26 protein-coding genes are annotated in these 22,613 nt (G+C 65.8%); 14 read left to right on the forward strand and 12 right to left on the reverse strand.

Going from position 1 to position 22,613, the window contains the following annotated elements; all coding sequences use genetic code 11:
• Window positions 1-6: 6 nt before the first annotated feature.
• The 4 genes from AC1DW9_RS01240 to AC1DW9_RS01255 all read left to right on the forward strand — a co-directional run bounded on the left by AC1DW9_RS01240 (window position 7) and on the right by AC1DW9_RS01255 (window position 1,294).
• Window positions 7-237 carry a hypothetical protein gene (locus AC1DW9_RS01240; RefSeq protein ID WP_441489434.1) on the forward strand — a complete coding sequence of 77 codons (231 nt, stop codon included), beginning with the start codon at window positions 7-9 and terminating at the stop codon, window positions 235-237.
• 137 nt (window positions 238-374) lie between these two features.
• The gene (locus AC1DW9_RS01245) at window positions 375-686 is read left to right on the forward strand and encodes a hypothetical protein (RefSeq protein ID WP_476768539.1); all 312 of its coding nucleotides are present in this window, start codon (window positions 375-377) and stop codon (window positions 684-686) included.
• A 199-nt stretch (window positions 687-885) separates the two neighbouring features.
• Complete coding sequence (locus AC1DW9_RS01250; protein WP_280114129.1) at window positions 886-1,020, forward strand: hypothetical protein; 135 nt, start codon at window positions 886-888, stop codon at window positions 1,018-1,020.
• Between the two features lie 73 nt (window positions 1,021-1,093).
• Window positions 1,094-1,294: a hypothetical protein gene (locus AC1DW9_RS01255; protein ID WP_441505245.1), complete on the forward strand. Its 201-nt coding sequence runs from the start codon at window positions 1,094-1,096 to the stop codon at window positions 1,292-1,294.
• A 17-nt stretch (window positions 1,295-1,311) separates the two neighbouring features.
• Here AC1DW9_RS01255 and AC1DW9_RS01260 read toward each other — a convergent pair whose 3' ends face one another.
• Complete coding sequence (locus AC1DW9_RS01260) at window positions 1,312-2,124, reverse strand: transglutaminase-like domain-containing protein (RefSeq protein WP_441505244.1); 813 nt, start codon at window positions 2,122-2,124, stop codon at window positions 1,312-1,314.
• 249 nt (window positions 2,125-2,373) lie between these two features.
• Between AC1DW9_RS01260 and AC1DW9_RS01265 the strand changes: the two genes are divergently transcribed.
• Both AC1DW9_RS01265 and AC1DW9_RS01270 read left to right on the forward strand, forming a co-directional pair.
• Window positions 2,374-3,576 (forward strand): pyridoxal phosphate-dependent aminotransferase, encoded by a 1,203-nt coding sequence (locus tag AC1DW9_RS01265; protein WP_069879692.1) that lies wholly within the window; start codon window positions 2,374-2,376, stop codon window positions 3,574-3,576.
• Between the two features lie 51 nt (window positions 3,577-3,627).
• Window positions 3,628-4,050 (forward strand): rhodanese-like domain-containing protein, encoded by a 423-nt coding sequence (locus AC1DW9_RS01270; RefSeq protein WP_441489437.1) that lies wholly within the window; start codon window positions 3,628-3,630, stop codon window positions 4,048-4,050.
• Here the strand turns inward: AC1DW9_RS01270 and trmD are convergent.
• From trmD to ffh, 6 genes are all read right to left on the reverse strand, one after another.
• Window positions 4,041-4,739, reverse strand: coding sequence for a tRNA (guanosine(37)-N1)-methyltransferase TrmD (gene trmD, locus AC1DW9_RS01275; protein ID WP_441489438.1), 699 nt, complete (start codon window positions 4,737-4,739; stop codon window positions 4,041-4,043). The genes AC1DW9_RS01270 and trmD overlap by 10 nt on opposite strands.
• On the reverse strand, window positions 4,736-5,419 hold the full coding sequence (locus AC1DW9_RS01280) for an HAD family hydrolase (RefSeq protein ID WP_441489439.1): 684 nt from the start codon (window positions 5,417-5,419) through the stop codon (window positions 4,736-4,738). Before AC1DW9_RS01280 ends, trmD begins: the two co-directional genes overlap by 4 nt.
• Window positions 5,403-5,927, reverse strand: a complete 525-nt coding sequence (gene rimM / locus AC1DW9_RS01285; RefSeq protein ID WP_441505241.1) for a ribosome maturation factor RimM — start codon at window positions 5,925-5,927, stop codon at window positions 5,403-5,405. The genes AC1DW9_RS01280 and rimM overlap by 17 nt, the downstream gene beginning before the upstream one ends.
• A 112-nt stretch (window positions 5,928-6,039) precedes the next feature.
• A complete protein-coding gene (gene rpsP, locus AC1DW9_RS01290; RefSeq protein ID WP_043233545.1) occupies window positions 6,040-6,399 on the reverse strand; it encodes a 30S ribosomal protein S16 in 360 nt (119 codons plus the stop codon).
• A 12-nt stretch (window positions 6,400-6,411) separates the two neighbouring features.
• Window positions 6,412-6,945: a GNAT family N-acetyltransferase gene (locus AC1DW9_RS01295; RefSeq protein WP_441489441.1), complete on the reverse strand. Its 534-nt coding sequence runs from the start codon at window positions 6,943-6,945 to the stop codon at window positions 6,412-6,414.
• Window positions 6,942-8,516, reverse strand: coding sequence for a signal recognition particle protein (gene ffh / locus AC1DW9_RS01300; RefSeq protein ID WP_441489442.1), 1,575 nt, complete (start codon window positions 8,514-8,516; stop codon window positions 6,942-6,944). The genes AC1DW9_RS01295 and ffh overlap by 4 nt, the downstream gene beginning before the upstream one ends.
• A gap of 294 nt (window positions 8,517-8,810) precedes the next feature.
• On the opposite strand from ffh, the gene AC1DW9_RS01305 reads away from it, so the two are divergent.
• The 5 genes from AC1DW9_RS01305 to AC1DW9_RS01325 all read left to right on the forward strand — a co-directional run bounded on the left by AC1DW9_RS01305 (window position 8,811) and on the right by AC1DW9_RS01325 (window position 12,381).
• Complete coding sequence (locus AC1DW9_RS01305; protein ID WP_441505240.1) at window positions 8,811-9,410, forward strand: CAP domain-containing protein; 600 nt, start codon at window positions 8,811-8,813, stop codon at window positions 9,408-9,410.
• A 35-nt stretch (window positions 9,411-9,445) separates the two neighbouring features.
• On the forward strand, window positions 9,446-9,880 hold the full coding sequence (locus AC1DW9_RS01310) for a hypothetical protein (RefSeq protein ID WP_441505239.1): 435 nt from the start codon (window positions 9,446-9,448) through the stop codon (window positions 9,878-9,880).
• Window positions 9,881-9,988: 108 nt separating this feature from the next.
• Window positions 9,989-10,615, forward strand: a complete 627-nt coding sequence (locus AC1DW9_RS01315) for a LysE family translocator (protein ID WP_441505238.1) — start codon at window positions 9,989-9,991, stop codon at window positions 10,613-10,615.
• 17 nt (window positions 10,616-10,632) lie between these two features.
• A complete protein-coding gene (locus AC1DW9_RS01320; protein WP_476775168.1) occupies window positions 10,633-11,235 on the forward strand; it encodes a class I SAM-dependent methyltransferase in 603 nt (200 codons plus the stop codon).
• A gap of 87 nt (window positions 11,236-11,322) precedes the next feature.
• Window positions 11,323-12,381 carry an MBL fold metallo-hydrolase gene (locus tag AC1DW9_RS01325; RefSeq protein ID WP_476775169.1) on the forward strand — a complete coding sequence of 353 codons (1,059 nt, stop codon included), beginning with the start codon at window positions 11,323-11,325 and terminating at the stop codon, window positions 12,379-12,381.
• Between the two features lie 75 nt (window positions 12,382-12,456).
• Here AC1DW9_RS01325 and AC1DW9_RS01330 read toward each other — a convergent pair whose 3' ends face one another.
• Window positions 12,457-13,386 carry a GyrI-like domain-containing protein gene (locus AC1DW9_RS01330; RefSeq protein ID WP_476855009.1) on the reverse strand — a complete coding sequence of 310 codons (930 nt, stop codon included), beginning with the start codon at window positions 13,384-13,386 and terminating at the stop codon, window positions 12,457-12,459.
• Between the two features lie 139 nt (window positions 13,387-13,525).
• Here AC1DW9_RS01330 and dapF point away from each other — a divergent pair, with 139 nt between their 5' ends.
• A complete protein-coding gene (gene dapF, locus AC1DW9_RS01335) occupies window positions 13,526-14,410 on the forward strand; it encodes a diaminopimelate epimerase (protein ID WP_476775171.1) in 885 nt (294 codons plus the stop codon).
• The gene (gene mtaB / locus AC1DW9_RS01340; protein ID WP_476775172.1) at window positions 14,410-15,684 is read left to right on the forward strand and encodes a tRNA (N(6)-L-threonylcarbamoyladenosine(37)-C(2))-methylthiotransferase MtaB; all 1,275 of its coding nucleotides are present in this window, start codon (window positions 14,410-14,412) and stop codon (window positions 15,682-15,684) included. Before dapF ends, mtaB begins: the two co-directional genes overlap by 1 nt.
• A 24-nt stretch (window positions 15,685-15,708) precedes the next feature.
• Here mtaB and AC1DW9_RS01345 read toward each other — a convergent pair whose 3' ends face one another.
• The 3 genes from AC1DW9_RS01345 to AC1DW9_RS01355 form a co-directional block, all read right to left on the reverse strand.
• Window positions 15,709-16,815, reverse strand: a complete 1,107-nt coding sequence (locus AC1DW9_RS01345; RefSeq protein WP_476775173.1) for a sulfite oxidase — start codon at window positions 16,813-16,815, stop codon at window positions 15,709-15,711.
• A gap of 108 nt (window positions 16,816-16,923) precedes the next feature.
• The gene (locus AC1DW9_RS01350; protein WP_476768528.1) at window positions 16,924-18,639 is read right to left on the reverse strand and encodes an AMP-binding protein; all 1,716 of its coding nucleotides are present in this window, start codon (window positions 18,637-18,639) and stop codon (window positions 16,924-16,926) included.
• A 158-nt stretch (window positions 18,640-18,797) separates the two neighbouring features.
• A complete protein-coding gene (locus tag AC1DW9_RS01355) occupies window positions 18,798-20,876 on the reverse strand; it encodes an elongation factor G (protein WP_441505232.1) in 2,079 nt (692 codons plus the stop codon).
• Between the two features lie 395 nt (window positions 20,877-21,271).
• Between AC1DW9_RS01355 and AC1DW9_RS01360 the strand changes: the two genes are divergently transcribed.
• Entirely contained in the window at window positions 21,272-21,574 is a 303-nt protein-coding gene (locus AC1DW9_RS01360) for a putative quinol monooxygenase (protein ID WP_476769944.1), read from the forward strand.
• A gap of 169 nt (window positions 21,575-21,743) precedes the next feature.
• Here AC1DW9_RS01360 and AC1DW9_RS01365 read toward each other — a convergent pair whose 3' ends face one another.
• On the reverse strand, window positions 21,744-22,532 hold the full coding sequence (locus AC1DW9_RS01365) for an SDR family NAD(P)-dependent oxidoreductase (RefSeq protein ID WP_441505230.1): 789 nt from the start codon (window positions 22,530-22,532) through the stop codon (window positions 21,744-21,746).
• Window positions 22,533-22,613 lie beyond the last annotated feature (81 nt).

Consider the following 22,613-nt stretch of genomic DNA (forward strand, 5'->3'; position numbering starts at 1 on the left):
TGCGACATGGGACAATCCACGCCGGTCCAGCCGCTCGAAGGAGCGAGCCATCTCTTCCTTGTCGGGCAGTCGAAGCACGGTTTCTGGGTCGCCCGCGACCTCGAAGGCCAGTCTGAAGGCATTTTTCGCGAGAAGAAGGATGCGGTCCGCTTCGCCATGTTCGAGGGCGGCCATCCCAACGCGGTGATGCTCTCGCCCAACGCGGTCGAGCCCAGCTTCGGCATGGGAGTACGCTGATCCTGATCCAGTCTGACGATGCCGTATCTGCTTCGGCCGGGCGCAAGCCCGGCCGCTTGCTTCATGACACCGGCCATTCCCTTTGGGACCACATCTCGACCGTTGAAGCGGCCGACCGAAAGAACCTGCAACGGCCGATGGACCGGCGACTTGAAAGGGAACTCTACGCCATCTTCCTCGCAGCAGCCGGGGCGCTGATCGATCAACTCGTCGAGGTCGGCATCGACGATCCCGGCGATATCGCCCGGCGGCTGAATCGTCGCGGCTTTCCCTGCTGGGGCCGTCCGCGCTGGAGCACGGGAAGCGTCGCAACGATTACGCGGCGCCGGCGCATGGCGGAGGCGCATGATGATGTCGCCCAGGCATCAACCGGGCGACGCGAGATATCCCGAGAAACCGCGTGCACTTCGGCCGGCGCTGGCCTAGGCTCGAACTCTGCTTCGATGTGACAGAGTCCGGCTACCGCCCGGGCCGACCGCGGCAGCCGAAAGCCGGCCGCAGAATGACCGAAGACAGCACGAGTTTCACTGCACAGCGCCGCTTTCGCGCAACCACTCCGAGTATGTCGGTATCCGACCAGGACTGCCGATCTGCCCGTTGACCTGAGAAGGGGCGCAGCCCGCGCCCCTCGAAGCGAGGAATGAGACGATGGCAAAGGGTGAACAACGCGGCAACCGCGAAGCCAAGAAGCCGAAGAAGGACAAGCCGAAGGTCTCGGCAGCGGCCCCTTCGACCTTCGCTGCCGTGGTCGCAAAGGCCGCGGCTCCGCAAAAGAAGAAGTGAGGCGCCGGCAGCCGCTGCCCTGCCTCGCAGGGCCGGCTTTTCCCGACCGCAACGCACCGCCGACAGGACACAGATGATACGCTTCAGGACGATCGAACCGGAGGCGGCGGCGAAACTCACTGCGCCGTCGGCAGCCTCCGCTCAGCCCGCATCAGCCAAGGCCGGGGCACTGGCGGCTGGCTCCAGCAGTGCTGAGGCAGCGGCACAGGAGCTGCCTCAGCAGAAGCCCGTCCGGGCGAAGAAGCAGGGCGCAGCCCGGCTCTTCGACGAATAGCTCCGGGGACCTGCTCGTCAGGCCTCGATGACTTCGTCGGTCCAGACCCTGAAACCGACCAGCGTGTTCGGCCCGAAGGTGGTCGTGATGGCGACATCAGCCGCGTCGCGGCCGCGCGCGATCAGCACCCGGCCGATCCGCGGCACGTTATTGCGCGGGTCGAACATCTCCCAGCCACTGCTCAGGTAAGCCTCGAAGGACGCTGCGAAATCGCCCGGCGGAAACGGGGGAGGCGTGCCGACGTCGCCGAGATAGCACGTGCAATAACGCGCCGGGATGTTCATCGCCCGGCAGAACGCGATCGCGAGATGCGCATAGTCGCGGCAAACGCCACGCCCCTCGCGATAGGCCTCCGACGCCGTCCGCGTCACGCTCGCATCATTGTAGTCGAAGGCGATGCGCTGGTGCACGAAGTCGCAGATCGCCTGCACACGCGGCGCGCCCGGCAGCACATGGCCGAAGAGCTGCCAGGCCAGATCGAGCAAGCGGTCGCTGTCGCAGAAGCGACTGGCGAGCAGAAAGACCAGGCACTCCTCCGGCAACAGCTCGACCGGGACCTGCCCTGCGTCGTGGCGGAGCGTTTCAGGCAGTCCGCTGTCGTTGATCACGGCATCGGCCGAGATTCGCACGCGCCCTTGCGGCGCCACCAGCCGGCTGCACCAATTGCCGAAACCGTCGCGATAAGCGCTGACGCGGACCGGTGGATCCAGGCGCATGTGGTCAGGCTCGTCCAGCTCGGACACCCGGCTGAAATGCACATGCAGCATCAGGATCATGGGGGTTGGTTGCGGAAAGTCGTAATCGAGCTCGTAGCCGATCCTGAGTTTCACGTGATGCCTTCTGCGCGACACTCCGCGCTGGTCACTGGTTGCGCCCCCAAAGGGGCGTCCGGCACCATGCACCTTTCGGGCCGGGATGGCACTGATGGGCGTGGCCCTCCCTCGCCAGCCCGTGCGAGGCGCATCATTCACATTGCTGCTGCCAGCCATGACGCACTCTTGCTTGCGGTGCCGGCTCGCGCGCCCTAAACCACGCGCGCGCCATGTGGCGCTATCCGAAAGCTCCGCCGGAGATCGATCATGGCCTTTCTTGCCGATGCCCTGAAGCGCGTGAAGCCGTCCGCGACCATCACCATCACGCAGAAGGCGCGCGATCTGAAAGCCCAGGGCAAGGACGTGATCTCGCTTTCGGTCGGCGAGCCGGACTTCGACACGCCCGATAATATCAAGGAAGCCGCCATCGCCGCGATCAGGCGCGGCGAGACGAAGTACACGCCGGTCTCCGGCATTCCGCAGCTGCGCGAGGCGATTACCCGCAAGCTGAAGCGCGAGAACGGCCTCGACTACAAGCCGAGCCAGACGATCGTCTCCACCGGCGGCAAGCATGTCATCTACAACGCGCTCCTCGCCACCCTGAACCCCGGCGACGAGGTCGTCTGCATCTCGCCCTACTGGGTCAGCTATCCCGAGATGGTTGCGCTCTGCGGCGGCACGCCGACCTTCGCCGAGACCCGCATCGAGAACGAGTTCAAGCTCCAGCCGGAGGATCTCGAGAAAGCGATCACCCCCAGGACCAAGTGGGTCATCCTGAACTCGCCTTCGAACCCGTCGGGCGCCGCCTATAGCCATGCCGAGATGAAGAAGCTCACGGATGTCCTGATGCGCCATCCTCATGTCTGGGTGCTGACCGACGACATGTACGAGCACCTGGTCTATGGCGACTTCCAGTTCGTCACGCCCGCTCAGGTCGAACCCGGTCTCTACGAGCGCACGCTGACCATGAACGGCGTCTCGAAATCCTACGCCATGACCGGCTGGCGCATCGGCTACGCTGCCGGCCCGCAGCATCTGATGAACGCCATGGACCTCGTCCAGGGCCAGCAGACCTCCGGCACCTCGGCGATTTCGCAATGGGCGGCGGTCGAGGCGCTCGACGGTACGCAGGAGCACATTCCGGTCTTCCGGAAGGCCTTCGAGCGTCGCCGCGATCTCGTGGTCTCGATGCTGAACCAGACGCGCGGCCTCAAGTGCCCGACGCCGGAAGGCGCGTTCTACGTCTATCCCGATTGCTCGGCGCTGATTGGCAAGAAGCTGCCGAACGGCAAGGTGATCGAGACCGACGAAGACCTCGTCATGGGCCTGCTCGAGACGGAAGCCGTCGCGGCCGTCCACGGCTCCTCCTTCGGCCTTGGGCCCAATTTCCGCATCTCCTACGCCACCTCGGACGAGAAGCTGGAAGAAGCCTGCCGCCGCATCCAGCGCTTCTGCGCCGAGCTGCGCTGAGCCAGCGATCGTGAATTGCCGCGGGCGCGCCACTCGGCTAGCGCTTGCGGCATGAACCGCCGCTCCTTTCTGATCCTGACGGCCGCCCCGCTCCTCGCGGGGGCGGCCGTGGCGCAATCTGGGCCTCCGTCGCTCTCCGTGCGGCAGGCCTATGACGGAGCCAAGGCCGGCACGCTGATTCTCGTCGATATCCGGACACCAGAGGAATGGGCCGATACCGGCGTGCCGGTCGGCGCCATCAGGTTGGATATGGAGGCCAGCGCCTTCGAGGCGCGGCTTGCCGCGCTACGGCTCGAGAATCCCGGCAAGACCATCGCGCTGATCTGCCGTACTGGAAACCGCAGCAGCTCGCTGCAGCGCAAGCTCGCCGGCCGCGGCTGGCGTGACATTGTCGATGTCCGCGGCGGCCTGCTCGGCAATCCCGGCGACAAGGGTTGGCTGGCCGAGCAGTTGCCGGTGACGGCCTATCCCTGAGATCTGCGGCCCGAAAGCAGGTCCGGCCGCCTTTCGCGCGTGATCGCCTCAGCCTGCTCGCGCCGCCAGCGGGCGATGCGAGCGTGGTCTCCCGACAGCAGCGCCTCGGGCAGCCCCCTGCCCTCCCACTCGCGCGGGCGCGTATAGTGCGGATATTCGAGCAGGCCGTTCTCGAAACTCTCCTCCGAACCGGAGGCTTCCTTGCCCATCACGCCGGGAATCAGGCGCACGCAAGCATCCAGCAGCACCATCGCCGCCATCTCGCCGCCGGAGAGGATGTAGTCGCCGATCGAGACCTCGGTCAGGCCGCGCCCCTCGATCACCCGTTCATCCACGCCCTCGAAGCGCCCGCAGACGATGACGACGCCATCGCCGGCCACCCAATCGCGGACCTGGCGCTGATCCAGCCTGCGCCCGCGCGGGGACATCAGCAGGCGCGGTCTTGGATCGTCGACCGGAACCGCCGCATCGATCGCAGCTGCCAGCACGTCGCAGCGCAGCACCATGCCAGCACCGCCGCCAGCCGGGTTGTCGTCGACATTGCGATGACGGCCGATGCCGTGGTCGCGGATCTGGTGGGTATCGAGCTGCCACAATCCCTTGCGCAATCCCTCCCCCGCCAGGGAAGCACCGAGCGGGCCGGGAAACATCTCGGGATAGAGGGTCAGGATCGAGGCGCGAAAGCTCATGCCGAAGCAAAGCGCAGCGACGGATGCCCGTCCAGCGCTGCGAAATCCCTGGCACTGCCGATGACATTGTCGAAGCCGGAGAAGGCCCCCGCCTCGAGCATCGTCAGGATCGCGACGGCCCGCATGCCGGCACGCTTCGCGGCCTCGACGCCCAGCGGCGCGTCCTCGAAGACGAGGCAGCTTTCGGGAACCACGCCCATGCGCTCGGCGGCCGCCAGGAACATGTCGGGATGCGGCTTGCCCCGAAACCCCTGCGATGGGGAGACGATCGTGGCGAAGCGCGAGCGCAGACCAAGCGTATCGAGCACGAGGTCGATATTGGCCGGCGGCGCAGCGGAAGCGACCGCCATCGGAATCCCGGCAGTCTCGGCTCGCGCCATCAGATCGAGCAGCCCCGACAACGCCGCGACATGGGGGCGATAGGCCGCGCGATAGAGTTCTTCCTTGCGCAGGCCGCGCGCTTCGAGCTCAGCATCCTCAGCCTCTGGGAAATAGGCAGAAAGGATTTCGAGATTGGCCTTGCCGGCGGTGCGGCTGAAGAAGCTTGCCCGGTCGAAGGCGAGGTTCTCGGTCTTGTGCCACGCCTCCCAGGCATCATCGTGGAAGCGCATGTTGTCGACGATGGTGCCATCCATGTCGAAGATCAGGGCGCGGATCGAGGTCTCACTTGTCATCGACATCCTCAAACAATCCGGCCGGAGGGTCCGCTTCGATGCGTCGCGCTGCAATGTCGATTCGGGGTGTGAAGGCCTTGGTGAACGGCATCAGCACGGAGCGGCCATCCGGAGTGCGGATGTCAAGCAGGTCGCCGGCGCCATAATTGTCGACGGACGTGACCTCGCCGAGAGGCTCGCCTTGCGGCCCGACCACGGAACAGCCGACCAGATCGGCCTGGAGGAACTCGTCCTCATCATCGGCCGGCGGCAGGTTTGCTCGCTCGGTATGGAGCTTGAGCCCAGTCAGGGTTTCGGCCGCCTCGCGGCTGGTCACGCCCTTCAGGCGGGCAATGACCACTTCCTTGGCGGGCCTGATCTCCGCGATTTCGAAACGGCGGCCGTGATCGTCGATCAGCGCGCCATAGGCCGCGATATCGAGCGGATCGGCCGTGAAGGCCTTGATCCGCACCTCGCCTTTGACGCCATGCGGCGCCCCGACGATGCCGAGCAGGACGAGTTCGTTATCAGCCATCAAACGCCATTCCGGGTCACCGCGAAGCGAGCAGCCCGGAACCCATAATCACCAAGGAGTAAAGGAAGAAATCGGCGCGGCCGCCCCGAAAGGCGGCCGCGTCTCAAAAGGTTCACTCAGCAGCTTCAGCCGGAGCAGCGGCCTTCTCGGCCTTCTTCTCGGCGCGCTCCTTGGCCTTCTCGCCGGGAACGGCCTTCGCCGGGTTGTTGCGGGCCGGACGCTTCAGCAGGCCAGCAGCGTCGAGGAAACGCAGGACGCGATCGGTCGGCTGGGCGCCCTTGGCGAGCCAGGCCTTGGCCTTCTCGAGGTCGAGCACGACGCGCTCCGGCGAATCCTTCGCCTTCATCGGATCATAGGCGCCGATCTTCTCGATGAAGCGGCCATCGCGCGGCGAACGGGCGTCAGCGACGACGATGCGGTAATAGGGGCGCTTCTTGGCGCCGCCGCGGGTGAGGCGGATCTTCAGGGACATGATAATCTCCAGTCAGTTCAGGTTTGCAGGCTTCTGTTTCGCAGGCTCGGCAGCCGGATGCCGGTAGATGCCGACCTCCCAGCCACGGATCACGAAGGGTTTCTCGAATCTGGCGCCGAGACGCTCGGCAACCTGGATCGAGGGTCGATTGTCGGGGTGGATGAAGCTCATCAGCGTCGTCCAACCCAAGTCACGATAGGCATAGTCACGAGCGCGCAGCGCAGCTTCGGTCGCGTAGCCGCGCCCATGCTCACCGGCGAAAAGGCTCCAGCCGATCTCCGGCTCGGGCCAGCCTTCCGGCGAGAGCAGCCCACACCAGCCGACGAGCCGGCTGTCTTCCTTGGCCTCGAGGGCCCAGAGACCGAAACCCAGCAGGGACCAATGGCCGGCCATGCTGGCAAAGCGACGCCACGAATCCTCGCGCCCGCTGGCGCCACCGACGAAACGGGTCAGCTGCTCGTCGCCCAGGAACGCGGCCACGCGATCGAAATCGCCCTTGGCCCAGCCGCGCATCACCAGGCGCTCGGTCTCGAGGACGGGGATCACTTCTTCTTCCCGCCGAACGGATTGCCGCCGAGACCAGGCAGGCCGCCCAATCCGGGCAGTTTCGGCATCATGCCGGCGGGCGGCGTCACGCCCTTGGGCAGGCCGGGGAAACCGCCCGGCGGCAGCGAAGGCAGCCCGCCGCCAGCGCCGAGCTGCTTCTGCAGATCCGCGAGCTGGGCCGGGTCCATCTTGGACGGATCAGGCATGCCCGGCGGCAATCCGCCGCCGCCCATGCCGAACATCTGGCCAAGCTTGCCGAGCATGCCGCCCTTCTGCTTCGACATCGCCTTCATTGCGTCGGCCATACCGCGGTGCATCTTGAGCAACTTGTTGATCGACTCTGCCGAGGTACCTGACCCTGCCGCGATGCGCTTCTTGCGGCTGTTCTTGAGAAGGTCGGGGTTCTTGCGTTCGGCCGGCGTCATCGAGTCGATCGCCGCGATCATGCGCTTGAACATCTGGTCGCCCACGCCAGAACTGGCGAGCTGGCTCTGAGCCTGCTTCATCCCGGGCAGCATACCCATGATGCCGCCGAGCCCGCCCATCTTCTCCATCTGCTGCAACTGCGTGCGCATGTCGGAGAGATCGAAATTGCCCTTTGCCATGCGCTGGGCGACGGCCTGCGCCTGCTCGGCATCGATCGTCTCGGCCGCCTTCTCGACGAGCGAAACGATGTCGCCCATGCCGAGGATACGATTGGCGACCCGCGAGGGATGGAAATCCTCGAGGGCATCGGTCTTTTCGCCCGTGCCGACCAGCTTGATCGGCTTACCGGTGACGGCACGCATCGAGAGCGCCGCGCCACCGCGCGAATCGCCATCCATACGGGTCAGCACGATGCCGGTGAGCCCAACGCGCGCGTCGAAGGCACGCGCCGTATTGACCGCGTCCTGGCCGGTCAGCGCGTCGGCGACGAGCAGCACCTCATGCGGGTTCGTCGCAGCCTTCACATCGGCGACTTCCGCCATCAGCGCCTCGTCGAGCGTGACGCGACCGGCGGTGTCGAGCATGACGACATCGAAGCCGCCGAGCTTGCCGGCCTCGATCGCGCGGCGCGCGATCTGGACGGCCGACTGGCCGGCGACGATGGGCAGCGTATCAACACCGACCTGCTGGCCGAGGATAGCCAACTGCTCCATGGCAGCGGGGCGGCGCGTGTCGAGCGAGGCCATCAGCACCCGCTTCTTGTGCCGGTCGCTGAGGCGCTTGGCGATCTTGGCGGTCGAGGTCGTCTTGCCCGAGCCCTGCAGGCCGACCATCAGGATCGGCACCGGCGGCACCGAATCGAGCGTGATGCCTTCGCCCTCGCCGCCAAGGGTGTCGATCAGGACGTCGTTGACGATCTTGATGACCTGCTGGCCGGGCGTGACCGATTTCAGAACCTCGGCGCCGACCGCGCGCTCACGTACCTTGTCGGTGAAACTGCGCACGACCTCGAGCGCGACATCCGCCTCCAGCAGCGCGCGGCGAACCTCGCGCAGGGCTGCGTTGACGTCGTCCTCGGTCAGCGAGCCCCTGCGGGTCAGGCCCGAGAGGATGCCGGAGAGTCTGTCGCTCAATGTGCCGAACATGCGGCCCCTTGTCGGTTTTGTACGGCTCTTTCATCCAACAGAACGGACATCACCCCCAAGCGGTTTCGCGCCCGAGGGCGCAGACGCGCTGTCGGGCGTTGACCTCCGGGCTCTCATGGCTCATGCGAGCGGCCCGGTCGGCGGATGCGGTCTCGTCGATGTCGGCGAAACGAATGCTGGGGTTAAAGCGTCAGAATGTGGCGAAAGTCAAGATTGCGGACGCATGGTGGCAATCTCGCCGCGATTGACCGCTAGCTGATCTGACCCGATCAACAACAGAATCGTCCTGATCGCATGACCCGAACCGCTGCTGCCGCCCTTCTCGCCACCGCCCTCCTGACCGCTGGCTGCGCCACCGAACCACTGCGCACGGGCCCCATCAATCCGAAATCCGCCGAGAAGCTGGCCGCGGTACAGGTCGACCGCGCCGCAGCAACGCGAATCCTGAACAACTATCGCGCCAGTCTCGGCCTCGGCCCCGTGCGGCTCGACCCCGCGTTGACGGCGATGGCCCAGCGCCAGGCCGACGCGATGGTCGCCGGCAACGCGCTCTCGCACGATGTCGGCGGCAACTTCACGGCCCGCGTGCACGCGGCCGGGCTGAATACGGGCCGTGCAGCCGAGAATCTGGGAGGCGGCTACTATTCAACCGAGGAGGCTTTTGCGGGGTGGCGTCAATCGTCGGGACATGACGCGAATTTGCGCATGCCCGAGGCGACGCGCTTCGGCATTGCGCTGGCAAAGGACCCACGCACTCAGTACCGCGCCTATTGGGCCCTGGTTGTCGCAGCTGACCCGCAGCCCCGTAGGACGGTAGACGCCGGGCCGCTCGTTCCGGTGGAAAGTTTACGCAGGGTTCGCGCTGAAGGTGACAGGCAGATTGCAGGGCGGTAGTTGTCGCGTCCCCCCTTTTGAATACGGATTGCGAGATGCCTTACGCTGCGCCGAAATTGATCGCCCTTGCGGCAGCCTCCCTGTTTGTCGGCCTGTCCCAGGCTCAAGCTCAGGCCCAACCCTGCGCCAGCAACTTCAAATCGGCCGGTGTTCCGATGCTCACCGCCCTCACCTACCGGACCTGGGATCTCATCCCCAACCGGGCGCCGGCCGTGGTGCTGCCCGCGCTTGCCAGGGCCGTGGCGGCCGACGGCTTCGACGGCATCCAGGTCGACAAATCACTCGGCACGATTTCCGCCCTCCAGGAAGTGACCGGATCCGGCCGCCCGCAAACGCTTCGCGTGACCGCACGCCCGAGCGGCAAGGGTACGCGGGTCGACATCGTCTTCACCGTGCAGCCGGGACAGATCGCGGAGGAAGGCGGCACCCGCGCGGCGATGTGCAAATTCATCTCGAGCGCTCGTCGCTGAGGCCGCATTACGCGCCTCGTAGCGGCCGCGGCGGCTGAGGCTGCGGCGGCCTCTTTACAAAGTCTCGCGCCTCGGGATTGCTCGGGCTGCAACCTCGGGAGCCTCGCCATGACCTTCGAAGCCTGGGCCGCCTTCGCGGCCGCAACCGCCGTCCTGCTCGTTATCCCGGGCCCCACGATCCTGCTCGTGATGTCCTATGCCCTGGGCCAGGGCTGGCGCACCGCCTTCCCGATGGCAGTCGGCGTCGCGCTCGGCGATTTCACCGCAATGACGCTCTCGATGCTCGGGGTCGGCGCTTTGCTGGCAGCCTCGGCGACTGTGTTCACCGCGCTGAAATGGGTTGGCGCAGCCTATCTCGTCTATCTCGGCGTGAAACTCTTCCGCGCCGGCGGCAGCCTGAATGCCGAACCCCGCAAGGATGCTGCCTCGGCCTTGAAGATGCTCGGCCATGCCTGGCTGGTGACAGCTCTCAACCCGAAGAGCATCACCTTCTTCGTCGCCTTCCTGCCGCAGTTTCTCGACGCCAAGGCCGATTTCTGGACACAGATGCTGATCTTCGAGGCAACCTTCATCACGCTCGCCTTCGCCAATGCATTGGGCTACGCGCTGATCGCCTCGCGTGCCCGTTCGGTGGTCAGCAATCCGCGTGCGATCGGCCTGTTCAACAAGGCTGGCGGAACGCTCCTGATCGGTGCCGGCATCGCGACCGTGGCGATACGCTCGGGCAACCACTGATAATGGGCAGAGCCAGCATGCGCGACGGCAAGGACAGCCACACGCTCGATTTCTACGCGAGCGAGGCCGAAGCCCATGCGTCGCGCGGCCAGGCGGCGAGCCGCGCGAAGCTTCAGGGCTTCATGTCGTTGCTGCCGCCCGGCGGACGCGTGCTCGAACTTGGATGCGGCGCCGGACAGGACAGCGAGGCGCTGCTGGCGCAGGGCTTCGACGTCTTGCCGACCGATGGCTCTCCAGAACTCGCGGCACAGGCAGAGCGCCGCCTCGGTCGTCCGGTGGCTGTCCTCCTGTTCGAGGACCTCGCCGAGCATGAGGCCTTTGACGGAATCTGGGCCAATGCCTGCCTGCTCCACGTCCCCCGTGCGGCCCTGCCTGCCATGATCGCACGCGTGCATGCCGCGCTGAAACCTGGCGGCGTCTTCTATGCCAGCTTCAAGGCTGGAGAGCAGGACGGCCGCGACCGCTTCGGCCGCTATTTCAACTACCCGTCGCCCGAATGGCTGCGCGGCGCGTACGGCACTGGGCGCTGGTCCAGGCTCGACATCGTCGAGGAAATCGGGAGCGGCTATGACCGCGAGCCCACCGATTGGCTGCATGTCACAGCGTTCAAGATGCCGTGACGATGCGGTTTCCTGTGGGCGGGGCCCTCTTTCCGGGGCAGGATCGCAGGGCTTGATCCCGCCGCAACAGGCCCCACTTCTCCCGCCATGAACCGCCGCAAACTCCTCTCGCTTCTCGGTGTCTCCGCTTTGCTCAGCTCGACTGGCATGGCCTGGGCCGCATTCTCACGCTCGCGCAACCCCTATTACCAAGGGCCGGTCAGCGAGAATTTCGACGGACTGCGCTTCACCGATGGCCGGCCGGTCAACAAGGGCCTGCTCGACGTCCTGAGATGGCAGACCTCGAAGCGCGAGCGTGAGGCCTTTCCGGCGCATTACCCGGCCCCGACGCAGGACAAGCCACCTGCGCGTGTCGAGGGCCTGCGCATCGTCCATCTCGGCCACGCCTCGTTCCTCTACCAGATCGCCGGGCTCAATGTGCTGGTCGACCCGGTCTATTCCGAGCGCGCCAGCCCCTTCTCCTTCGCTGGCCCACGACGCGTGAACGCTCCGGGCGTCGCCTTCGACGACCTGCCGAAGATCGATGTCGTGCTGATCACGCATAATCATTACGACCATCTCGACCTCGCGGCACTCGACGCGCTCCACCGGCGCGACAAGCCGCGCATGATCATGCCGCTCGGCAACGACACGATCATCCGCGCCCGCAATCCCGCCATCCACGCCGAGGCCTATGACTGGAAAGCGAAGGTCGCCCTGTCCGACGCCGTCACCGCGACATTGGTTCCGACCTATCACTGGTCGGCGCGCGGCACGCTCGACCGCCGCATGGCGCTCTGGTGCTCCTTCGTCATCGAAACCCCACTGGGCAAGGTCTTCCATATCGGCGATACCGGCTATCACGATGGCTCGCTCTACGAGCGGCTCGGTGCCGAGCATGGCCCGTTCCGCCTGGCTGTGCTGCCGATCGGCGCTTACGAGCCGCGCTGGTTCATGGGCGACAACCACATGAATCCGGAAGAAGCCGTCAGGGTCATGCTCTCGCTACGCGCCGAGCAGGCGCTCGGACACCACTGGGGCACATTCCAACTGACCGACGAAGGCATCGAGCGTCCGCCCGAAGCCCTGAAGCTCGCCCTTGCGCAAGCGAACCTGCCCGAGGAGCGCTTTCGGCCGATGCGCCCCGGACTGAGCTGGAACGCCTGAGGACGATCTGCTGGCGGCACATCGCGACCGGCTGAGAGCTGCCGGCCGAAGCAAGGTGCTCGCTAAAGCCGAAGCCTATTGCGGTTGCACGTAGACGTTGATCTCGAGGTTCGGATCGCCCGGGTCCTTGAGATCGGTGACATATTCCTCGAGGAAGGCGTCCTTCACCTTGATGTTCTTGGCCTCGAGATAGGCCGTGATCGTCTCATAGGTGGAATCGATGTCGTCATAGGGCGCCGTATGCACGAAACGCAGCGAGAGCCCAGCCGGGCTCGTGCTCGACCGCACGCCATTGGCGAGCGGCACCGCACCGTCCGGCGCCCGGTCCACAGGCAGCATCGCCTCGAAGCGGAAGCCGCTATCGTCCGTCTCGATGAAGAGCGTCAGCGGCCGGCCGGCGACCGAAAGCGCCGATCGTGAGGCCTGCTCGCGCAGGATACGGAAACTCTCGACCAAACGCTGGAAGCCCTGATCCCAGCTCGACTGGCCAGAGATCGCGAGCACCGGCTTAGGCACCAGTTGCACCTCGTCGACATCGCTCGGGTCGCCCGGTTTGCCCGCGAGCGTCGCGTTCGGGTCGGGCACAACGGTCGACTGCCGCTGCTGCGGTGCGACCGGTGGAGCGGGAAGCGGCGGAGCAGGCGGAGCCTCCGGCGTGGCCGGGGCAGGGACCAGAGGCGGAAGCGGCGCGGGAGGTGGCGGCGCAGCGCCCTGCGGTATCGGCCCGCTTGGCACCGGCTGGCCCGCCGATGGCGGCGGCGTCACAGGCGGCGCCGGTAGCGGCACGGGCGGGGGCGTCAGGCTGTCTGCCGGGGCCTGTGTCGGCACCTGCACGGGCACGGCCTGGACGGGAGCCGGGCTCGGCGATGCGGCGCCCGGCGGCGGCGCAAGGGGAGCAGCCTCCACCGGCGTGGGCGGAGCCACCCGGGTTTGTGCGATGGCGAGGGAGCCGGCGGCGAACACGCCTGCGACAGCCAGAATTCCAACCCGGAAATGCCGCATCATCTTAGCCCTGACAGAGAGGAGCGATTCGCGCCCTTGCGCCGCAGCATAGAATGTCCGTGAGCGCGCAGGAACGGCTGGAAGGGTGGCTTTTTCGCGTCAGCTCCCTCATATAGCCGCTCTTTGTTGGACCTGTGACCAAATGAACGCATTGGCGCATCGCCGGTTCCTGAAAATGAACGGGCTCGGCAACCAGATCACCGTGCTCGACCTGCGCGGCACCAGGCTGAAAGTCAGCGAAGCGGAGGCGCGTGCCATCGCCGCGGAGCCGCGCGCGCATTTCGACCAATTAATGGTGCTGCACGATGCGCGCACGCCCGGCACGGATGCCTTCATCCGCATCTACAACACGGACGGCTCGGAAGCCGGCGCTTGCGGCAATGGCACGCGCTGCGTCGCCTGGGCCATGCTGGCCGATCCCCGGATGGGTGACAGTAACCGGAGCGAGCTGCTGCTGGAAACCAAGTCGGGACTGCTCCCCGCCTCGCGCATCGACGATCTCGTCTTCACCGTCGACATGGGCCGACCGAAGCTGGCCTGGGACGAGATCCCGCTGGCAGATCCGTTCCACGATACCAGCCGCTTCGAGCTGCAGATCGGGCCGATCGACGAGCCGATCCTGCACACGCCTTGCGCGGTCAATATGGGAAACCCCCACGCCGTCTTCTTCGTGGACGATCCCTACGCCTTCAACCTGGAGCAGATCGGGCCGCTGCTCGAAAACCACCCGATTTTCCCTGATCGGGCCAATATCGAGTTGGCCGCGGTGAAGGCTCCCGACCATATCGTGCTGCGCGTCTGGGAACGCGGGGCGGGCATCACCCAGGCTTGCGGCTCCGGCGCGTGTGCCGCGCTCGTCGCCGCTGTGCGGCGCGAATTGTCGGCGCGCAAGGCGGTGGTCAGCTTGCCGGGCGGCGATCTCATCATCGAATGGCGCGCAAGCGACGACCATGTCCTGATGACCGGCCCAGTCGCGTTCGAGTGGGAGGGCGTGCTCGAGCCGGCGCTGTTCGAAAGCGCGACTTGATGACGCTCGAAGTCGTCACCTTCGGCTGTCGCCTCAATATCGTCGAGAGCGAGGCAATCAGGACGCAGGCGGAGGCAGCCGGCCTTGGCAACGTCGCGATCGTCAACTCCTGTGCCGTGACGACGGAGGCCATGCGGCAAGCACGCCAGGCCGTCCGGCGTCTCAAGCGCGAACAGCCTGACAGGCCCGTCATCGTGACCGGATGCGGCGCGCAGGTCGAATCCGGCGTCTTCGCGGCAATGCCGGAGACCGCGCGCGTCCTCGGCAACGCCGAAAAGATGCGGGCCGAGACCTGGATATCGCTCGCCCGTTCGAACAGCCTGGCCTCGGACGCCGAGGTCAATCCCGAGGACAAGACGACCGTCTCCGACATCATGCGCGAGACCACGCTGCAGACGCTGTCGCCCAACGCCTTTGCAGCCCATACCCGCGCCTTCGTTCAGGTCCAGAACGGCTGCGACCATCGCTGCACCTTCTGTGTCATTCCTTATGGCCGGGGCAATTCACGCTCGCTCGGCGTCGCAGCGGTCCTCGGCCAGTGCCGCAAGCTGGTTGAGAATGGCGCCCGCGAAATCGTGCTGACCGGCGTCGACCTGACGAGCTATGGCCGGGACCTGCCGGAGCTCCCGACGCTCGGCGAACTCGTGCAGACCATCCTGCGCGCCCTGCCCGCCCTGCCGCGCCTGCGCCTCTCCTCGATCGACGCGGTCGAGGTCGACGATGCGTTGCGCCAGGCCATTGCGACCGAACCGCGGCTGATGCCGCATCTGCATCTCTCGCTCCAGGCCGGCGACGACCTCATCCTGAAGCGGATGAAGCGGCGCCATTGCCGCGAAGACGCCGTCCGGTTTTGCGCGGAGATGCGGGCGCTGCGCCCCGACATCGTCTTCGGCGCCGATCTCATTGCCGGGTTTCCGACCGAGGATGAGGCGATGTTCGCCCGCTCGCTCTCGCTGATCGACGAATGCGGCCTGAGCTATGTTCACGCCTTCCCCTATTCGGCCCGGCCCGGCACCCCGGCCGCCCGAATGCCGCAACTGCCCGGCGAGATCGTCAGCGACCGGGCCGCACGCCTGCGCGCCGCGGCACAAGCCGCCCATGCGCGCCATCTGCAGGCCCGTATCGGCCGGCCGCTCAGTGTGCTGACGGAACGCGGCAATACGGGCCGCGCCGAGGATTTCACGCTGCTCCGTTTCGCGCGCGATGTGGCGGCCGGAGAGATCGTCGAAGCCTGCGCCACCGGCGCCAATGGCAATGCCCTGCTGGCAGCCTGACGGCGAAGGCGCAGAACGGCGCGATCAGTGCACCATTCCGGCTACGCGGTGGACCTGATTGTTGCAGTACCCGCGCGGATTCCAGGGCGTCTCGAGTGGCTGAACCCGGCCTTCGACATCCCGCGCGCGAGCCATAATCGTCACCGGCCCCGCCACGGCAATGGTCAGCATCGTCTGGAAACGGCGCCAGGCGAATGCGCCTTCCGCCGGCTCGAGTGCGACGTCGCACCAGGTTTTGCCGCCATCGGACGATAGGTCCATCGCCGCTATCGGGACCGCTCCGCTCCAGGCAAAGCCGCGAACCGCGAATGGCGTTCCGGCCACAGCCGTGAAGCCCTCAAGGGGCGCCGTGACCAGCGACTTCACAGGCATGTCGGTGAGCACGGCGAACAGGCTTTCGTCTATCGCTTCACCCGGGCGCATCGGCACGACCGGCATGCGATAATCGGTGCCCCGCATTTTCTCGCCGTCATGCTCGCGAGGGCGGATGGTGATCCGATCCAGCCATTTCTGCCAGGCAGAGCCCGGAAAGCCGGGCGCGACAATGCGCAGCGGTCCGCCATGCAGACGCGGCAACGGCTCGTCATTCATCGCGAAGGCGACAAGCGTCTCATCGCTCATCGCCTTGGCGATCGGCAGGCCACGCGAGAGCGCGTCCTTGGTTTCGTCCTTGATCGCACGGTCGGGGCTGTAATGCGCCGTATAGACAGCGCTGGGCAGCAAACCCGCATGAGCCAGCAGGTCCTTGAGCCGAACCCCGGTCCAGCGCGCGCAGCCCACCGCGCCGAGCCGCCATTGCAACCCGTCGGTCCTGGGCGAGAACTGCACGCGCCCGTTGCCGGCGCATTCGAGCACGGCGGTGACGGTGACGGTCTCGAACTCGCGCTGCAGTTCCTGAAGCGTCCAGGTCGCCGGCCGCTCGACCTCCCCGTCGAGCGTCAGCGTCCATGCTTCAGGGGCAGCAATCTCAGGCAAGGCGCCATTGTCGCGAATGAAGAAAGCATCGACCGGTGTGATCGGAGTATCGAGCAGCCCGATCGCCGGCTCGGCATTCAGCGCCTCCTCGTCATGGACATAGAGCCCGGGCTTGAGGCGGCGCAGCAGCGGCAGTTCGATGAGTCGACGGGGCAAATAGCTGCCTTGTTCCGAGCGGGCGGGAAGGTCGGCGCTGCACGATCACGGCCACCGGATTCCGTGCAAACGCTAGTCAAACCCACCCGCTCGATCAAGTCGTGCCGTTCAGCCCTTGGCCGTGACCTCCTCGCGCAGGGCGCGGCGCAGCACCTTGCCGACATTGGTCTTCGGCAGGCTGTCACGGAAGATGATCTGCTTCGGCACCTTGTAGCCGGTGAGATTGTCCTTGCAGAAGCTGCGCAACTCGTCGGCTGTCAGGCTGGCGTCCCTCTTGACCACGAAAGCCGTCACCGCCTCACCGGAATGCTCGTCGGGCAGGCCGATGACGGCAGATTCGAGCACGCCCGGATGGGTGGCGAGGACGTCCTCGACCTCATTAGGATAGACGTTAAAGCCGGAGACCAGCACCATGTCCTTCATCCGGTCGACGATCTTGATCTGCCCGTCGGGCAACAGAACACCAATATCGCCCGAGCGGAAATAGCCGTCCGGGGTCATCACCTTCGCGGTCTCGTCCGGTCGCTGCCAATAGCCGCGCATGACCTGCGGGCCGCGGATGCAGACCTCGCCCGGCTCGCCCATCGGCATGTCATTGCCGTCGACATCCCGGATCGCGAAATCGGTCGAGGGCAGCGGATACCCGATCGTGCCGGTGAACTCGGCAATGTCGGGCCGGTTGGCCGAGGCGACTGGCGAGGTCTCGGACAAACCGTAGCCCTCGACGATCGGCCGCCCGGTGACCTCCCGCCAGCGCTTGGCGACCACCGCTTGCGTCGCCATGCCGCCCGCCACCGCAAAACGCAATTCCGAGAAATCGACATTCTCGATCTCTGGATGGTTGGCCAACGCATTGTAGAGCGTGTTGACACCGGAGAAGAGCGTGAAGCGGCTCGTTTTCAGGATCTTGATGAAGCCCGCGATATCGCGTGGATTGGCGATCAGGAGCCCCTTTGCGCCGATCCGCAGCATGAACATGCAGCAGCAGGTCAGCGCGAAGATATGATAGAGCGGCAGCGCCGTGACCATGACATGCTGGTAGTCGCTGCGGCCGAGCGGTGGCTCGAGCCCCCAGCCCAGCCAGAGCGCGCATTGCTCGACATTGGACGCGACGTTGTGATGGGTCAGAGTCGCGCCCTTGGCGACGCCGGTCGTACCGCCGGTATACTGCAGGAAGGCGACATCCTCGGGCAGGACGACGACCGGTGTCATCGTCGATGGGCCGGCGAGAATAGTCTTCAGCGGGACCGCGCCCGGCAGGTTGAACGGCTTGACGACCTTCTTGATCCTGCGGGCCACGAAATTGACGATGGCCCCCTTGAAGCCCATCAGGTCGCCGGCCGTCGCCAGGACAATCTGGTCGAGCTTGAGATTCGGTCGGGCCTCCTCGACGACATGGGCAAAATTCTCGATCACCACGAGCACGCGGGCGCCCGAGTCGTTGAGCTGATGGGTCAGCTCACGGGCCGTATAGAGCGGATTGACGTTCACCACCGTGTAGCCGCCGAGCAGCGTTCCGAAGATCGCGGCCGGATTGGCCAGGATGTTGGGCATCATCAACGCGATGCGGTCGCCCTTCTTGAAGCCGCGGGCCTGCAGCCAGGCAGTGAAGGCGCGGGCGGCTTTCCCGACCTCCGCGAAACTGATCGCCTTGCCGAAGCTCTCGAAGGCCGGGCGCGCGGCATAGGTCGTGACGGCATGACTGATCAGATCGGCGAGCGTTCCGACCTTGGCCTGATCGATCACCGGCGGAACCGCCGGCGGATAATGCGCCAGCCAGGGCCGCGGATCCGCTGCTGCCTGTGCGGCGCTCGTCACCTTCATCGTCGCTCCTCCCGTCTCGCAGGCATTTTCCCACTCACGCGAGCGTTTCTGCCTTGTTGTAACCATACAGTGCGGAACGAAAGCGGCGGGCGCAAGCGCCCGCCGCTCTGCCGTCGCCACAAGGTTCATATATGAACCTTTTAGGTCACACCTGGGTTTCAGCGCCCGTGCGCCAGGGCCTGCGCCGCCACCACGGCATCGGCCGATTTGCCGGCGAGTTCTGCAAGATGGTCGAACCTGACGCTGAAGGAACCGACGCCCGAGGTCGCCGAGCGCAGCTCCACGATCAGACCGCCCATTTCCGCTTCCGGGATCAGGGCGTTGATCTGATCCCAGCCACGCCATCCCGGCCGGGCGTCGTAGCCCAGGATCTGGCCGCGCCTTGCAGAAACGATGGCTGAGGCCCGCGACATCGCGTCCGATGGAATGACGACCTCGACGGCGAGGATCGGCTCGAGCAGCACGGATCTGGCCTGCGGGATTGCGTCCGCCATGGCCAGCCGCGCTGCCTGCCTGAACGCCATGTCGGAGGAATCGACGGTATGGTAGGAGCCGTCGGTCAACGTCACCTCGATATCGACGAGCGGGAAGCCAAGCGGCCCGTGCTGGCAGAAATCCCGCACACCGGCCTCGACGGAAGAGATGTACTGTCTCGGCACGACGCCGCCCGTGATGCGGTCGACGAACCGAATGCCCTCGCCGCGCTCGAGCGGCGCCACCTCGAGCACCACATCGCCATACTGGCCATGCCCGCCGCTCTGCTTGCGATGCCGCCCACGCGCGCTGGCCTTGCCGCGAATAGTCTCGCGATAACCGATCTCAGGTGGATGATTCTGAGCCGAAACGCCGTAGCGCCCGGACAACCGCTCCATTGTCACGCGCAAATGCATCTCGCCCTGCCCCGAGAGCCGCACCTCGCCGAACTCCGGCAGGTGCGACACGGTCAGCGCGGGATCTTCCTCCGCGATGCGCCCGAGCGCAGCGGTGAGCCGGACGTCATCCTTGCGATCCTTGACGCTGATCCCGAGCGCATGGACCGGCTCGGGCGGAGCAACCGACGTCACGACGCCTGGACGGACCTTGCCGGCAGCCAGCGCATCCCCCGTGCGCACGCCTTCCAGCCGGGAAAAGGCGGCAACCTGTCCCTCTTCTGCGGCAGGCTTGCGCGTCTGCTCGGCTCCCTTCAACTCGATGACACCGCCGATGCGCGTCTCGACGCCGCTGGACGAGGTCACGACGTCGCCCTCGGCGAGCCGCCCGCGCAATACGCGGGCCAGTGAGATCTTGCCGCCCTGGCTCGAATGCCAAGTCTTCATCACCTGCGCCAACGGCGCGCCATCCTCGACGACGCCGATGCGCCCGCGGGTTTCCGGAAGCGAAGGCGCTTCATGCCGCAGGGCCTTGAGCAGCCGCGTGACGCCATTGCCCCGCTCGGCCGCGCCAATCAGCACCGGCACGACGTGGCGGTGCTGCAGCTCCCGCGCGAGATCGTCGAAAATCCGATCCTGCGGGGGCTCCATGTCGCCCAGCAGATCCTCCATCAGCTCATCATCATAGTCCGCAAGCTTCTCCAGCATCGAGAAGCGCGCCTCCTTCTCGCGGCCAACCTCCTCCGACCCGAGGGGCACGATCTCGCTCGGCGCATGCTCGCGGTAGATGAAGGCCCGCTCGAGAGCGAGGTCGATGAAACCAACGGCGATGCCCTTCTGCCAGATCGGGATCTGACGCAGCAGCAGCGGCGTACGCGAGGCGCGCTGCAGGATGCCAAGTGTCTCGCGCACCCGGCGCGTTGCCGTGTCGATCTTGTTGAGGAACAGGAAACGCGGAATATCCGCCTCCTCGAGCTCGCGCAGGACGAGTTCGAGCGCCGGTGCCTTGCGGTCGTCAGCCTCGCATACCACCACCGCGGCATCGACGACAGGCAGGACGTGACGCATCTCGTGCAGGAACTCGACCGAGCCGGGACAATCGATGAAGCTGTAGCTCTCCCCGAGGAAATCGACGGTCGCGACATTCGGCTCGGTGCTCATCTGGTGAGCCCGTGCCTCCGCGGAGGCATCGCCGGCACTGTTCTTCGCCTTGACGGAGCCGGCCCGTGAAACCGCGCCGCAGCGCTCCAGAATGCTCTCGAGCAAGGTCGTCTTGCCGCTTTGAAAGGGACCAACGATGGCGATGCATCGCGGCCCCAAAGCTCTCTTGCCGGCGGCCGAACCTCCATTGCCTGATGTCGCAGCCATAGCGTCCTCCTTCGGGTTTTGGCCGCGCAACAGCGTCAGAGCAGACGCCCGGCGCAACGCGGCGAAGAACCGACGAGAACGATGTCACAGCGCCCACGCCGGAAAGGCGGCGGTCGCTCAGGCCCGACAGGGTCGGGCGGCCGTCGAAGAGGGATGTCGACGCAAAGGTTCGCGCTGTTGGCCGCGCAGCGCAAGAAGAATGTTCCAGGTCCGATCTCTCGGTTCGCACCCAGGCCAGCGTGCCGGACAGTCTTGAACGGTGCCGGATGCCGCTCGATATCCCCGGCATCCTGCGAATGGCTCACCTTTCAGACGGGCGAGCGGTGCAGGAGAGGAAGTCCGCCGGTGGTGTCTGCAAACAGCAGCCGCTCCGCGGGGCCTAAAATCGAAGAGGAATGCTCGTGCTGAAGGTAATTGCCCAGGATTTCATCAAGACCGAGGCCATCGGGCTCGTCATGCCTCTCTATGAAGAGCTAGTCGAAAAGACCCGGCTTGAAGAGCGTTGCATTTCCTATGATCTCTTCATCGATCAGAAGGACCCTGGGCACTTCATCTTCATCGAGGAGTGGCCGGATCGCGCTGCCCTCGATGCACATTGCCGCACCGAGCATTTCGTGCGGCTCGTCCCCCTGATCGACAAGCATCAACGGGCAGATGGCACCTACATCCTGATGGAGCCATTTGCAGCGCGAGGTTAGATGCTGAGGAGCGAACCGACGGATCGAGCCCGGAGCGCAAAGACTCGGTCCGTTCATTGAAAGCGCGGGAAACTCTCCGCCTACGAGGGAATATTTCCCGCCCCCTCACCCGCTGGCCCCGTGTTCCTGAGCGTCCCCAAGCATGCCCTCGGCGCGCCCCGTCACGACATCAGCGATTGCGCCTTTCGCCACGCAAGGTCGTCAGACCGATCCCGACCGCATCAAAGCCGCCATCCACCGCAAGCGTCTGTCCGGTGATGTAGCTGGCCTTCTCGCAGCACAGGAAGAAGATCGCCTCGGCGAGTTCGTCTTCCCGCCCGTAGCGGTTGAGCGGGATGACGTCATGGTAGTCGGCCCGGATTTCCGGGCTATGCACCGCCTTGGCCATTGCGGTGTCGACCGGGCCCGGCGCGACTGCATTGACCCTGATTCCGAGGCTGGCGAGTTCGGCCGCCTGCTGCTTGGTGAGATGGGCGAGAGCCGCCTTGCTGGTGCCGTAGGCGACGCGCAAGGTCGAGGCGCGCAGGCCGGAGATCGAGGTGATGTTGACGATCGCGCCGCCGCCCGTATCGGCCATCAGCGGCGCCGCAACCTGCGTACAAAGAAAGGGTCCGGTGAGGTTGACCGCGAGCACACGCTGCCATTCCGCGAGCGTCGTCTCGAGGATCGGCTTGAACACGGCGGTGCCTGCATTGTTCACGAGAGCATCGAGCCGGCCAAAGCGCTGCATCAGCGCCTTGAAGGCGGCTTCGACCGCGGCAGCCTCGGCAACGTCGCAGGTCAGCGCCAGCGTCGTGTCCGGTGCATTGAGTTCCGCCATCGCCAATGTCAGCGTCGCCCCATCGATATCCAGCAAGGCGACCTGCCAGCCCTCGGCCAGAAAGCGTTTCGTGGTCGCCAACCCGATGCCGCGCGCGGCGCCGGTGACGAGAGCGACTTTGGCGATGTCCTGAGGCATTGAAGCAATCCGAAACAGAGACGAACACGGGTCCGTTTACGCTATGCGCCCTGGCAGCGCCCCAGCAAAGCGCGTGAATGC

It is taken from the genome of Allobosea sp. P4_E12 (assembly GCF_056401655.1).

Coding starts and splice junctions, on each gene's coding strand:
- AC1DW9_RS01240 (WP_441489434.1), top strand. CDS start 7: ATGGGACAATCCACGCCGGTCCAGCCGCTCGAAGGAGCGAGCCATCTC.
- AC1DW9_RS01245 (WP_476768539.1), top strand. CDS start 375: ATGGACCGGCGACTTGAAAGGGAACTCTACGCCATCTTCCTCGCAGCA.
- AC1DW9_RS01250 (WP_280114129.1), top strand. CDS start 886: ATGGCAAAGGGTGAACAACGCGGCAACCGCGAAGCCAAGAAGCCGAAG.
- AC1DW9_RS01255 (WP_441505245.1), top strand. CDS start 1,094: ATGATACGCTTCAGGACGATCGAACCGGAGGCGGCGGCGAAACTCACT.
- AC1DW9_RS01265 (WP_069879692.1), top strand. CDS start 2,374: ATGGCCTTTCTTGCCGATGCCCTGAAGCGCGTGAAGCCGTCCGCGACC.
- AC1DW9_RS01270 (WP_441489437.1), top strand. CDS start 3,628: ATGAACCGCCGCTCCTTTCTGATCCTGACGGCCGCCCCGCTCCTCGCG.
- trmD (WP_441489438.1), bottom strand. CDS start 4,739: ATGAGCTTTCGCGCCTCGATCCTGACCCTCTATCCCGAGATGTTTCCC.
- AC1DW9_RS01280 (WP_441489439.1), bottom strand. CDS start 5,419: ATGTCGATGACAAGTGAGACCTCGATCCGCGCCCTGATCTTCGACATG.
- rimM (WP_441505241.1), bottom strand. CDS start 5,927: ATGGCTGATAACGAACTCGTCCTGCTCGGCATCGTCGGGGCGCCGCAT.
- rpsP (WP_043233545.1), bottom strand. CDS start 6,399: ATGTCCCTGAAGATCCGCCTCACCCGCGGCGGCGCCAAGAAGCGCCCC.
- ffh (WP_441489442.1), bottom strand. CDS start 8,516: ATGTTCGGCACATTGAGCGACAGACTCTCCGGCATCCTCTCGGGCCTG.
- AC1DW9_RS01305 (WP_441505240.1), top strand. CDS start 8,811: ATGACCCGAACCGCTGCTGCCGCCCTTCTCGCCACCGCCCTCCTGACC.
- AC1DW9_RS01310 (WP_441505239.1), top strand. CDS start 9,446: ATGCCTTACGCTGCGCCGAAATTGATCGCCCTTGCGGCAGCCTCCCTG.
- AC1DW9_RS01315 (WP_441505238.1), top strand. CDS start 9,989: ATGACCTTCGAAGCCTGGGCCGCCTTCGCGGCCGCAACCGCCGTCCTG.
- AC1DW9_RS01320 (WP_476775168.1), top strand. CDS start 10,633: ATGCGCGACGGCAAGGACAGCCACACGCTCGATTTCTACGCGAGCGAG.
- AC1DW9_RS01325 (WP_476775169.1), top strand. CDS start 11,323: ATGAACCGCCGCAAACTCCTCTCGCTTCTCGGTGTCTCCGCTTTGCTC.
- AC1DW9_RS01330 (WP_476855009.1), bottom strand. CDS start 13,386: ATGATGCGGCATTTCCGGGTTGGAATTCTGGCTGTCGCAGGCGTGTTC.
- dapF (WP_476775171.1), top strand. CDS start 13,526: ATGAACGCATTGGCGCATCGCCGGTTCCTGAAAATGAACGGGCTCGGC.
- mtaB (WP_476775172.1), top strand. CDS start 14,410: ATGACGCTCGAAGTCGTCACCTTCGGCTGTCGCCTCAATATCGTCGAG.
- AC1DW9_RS01350 (WP_476768528.1), bottom strand. CDS start 18,639: ATGAAGGTGACGAGCGCCGCACAGGCAGCAGCGGATCCGCGGCCCTGG.
- AC1DW9_RS01355 (WP_441505232.1), bottom strand. CDS start 20,876: ATGGCTGCGACATCAGGCAATGGAGGTTCGGCCGCCGGCAAGAGAGCT.
- AC1DW9_RS01360 (WP_476769944.1), top strand. CDS start 21,272: ATGCTCGTGCTGAAGGTAATTGCCCAGGATTTCATCAAGACCGAGGCC.
- AC1DW9_RS01365 (WP_441505230.1), bottom strand. CDS start 22,532: ATGCCTCAGGACATCGCCAAAGTCGCTCTCGTCACCGGCGCCGCGCGC.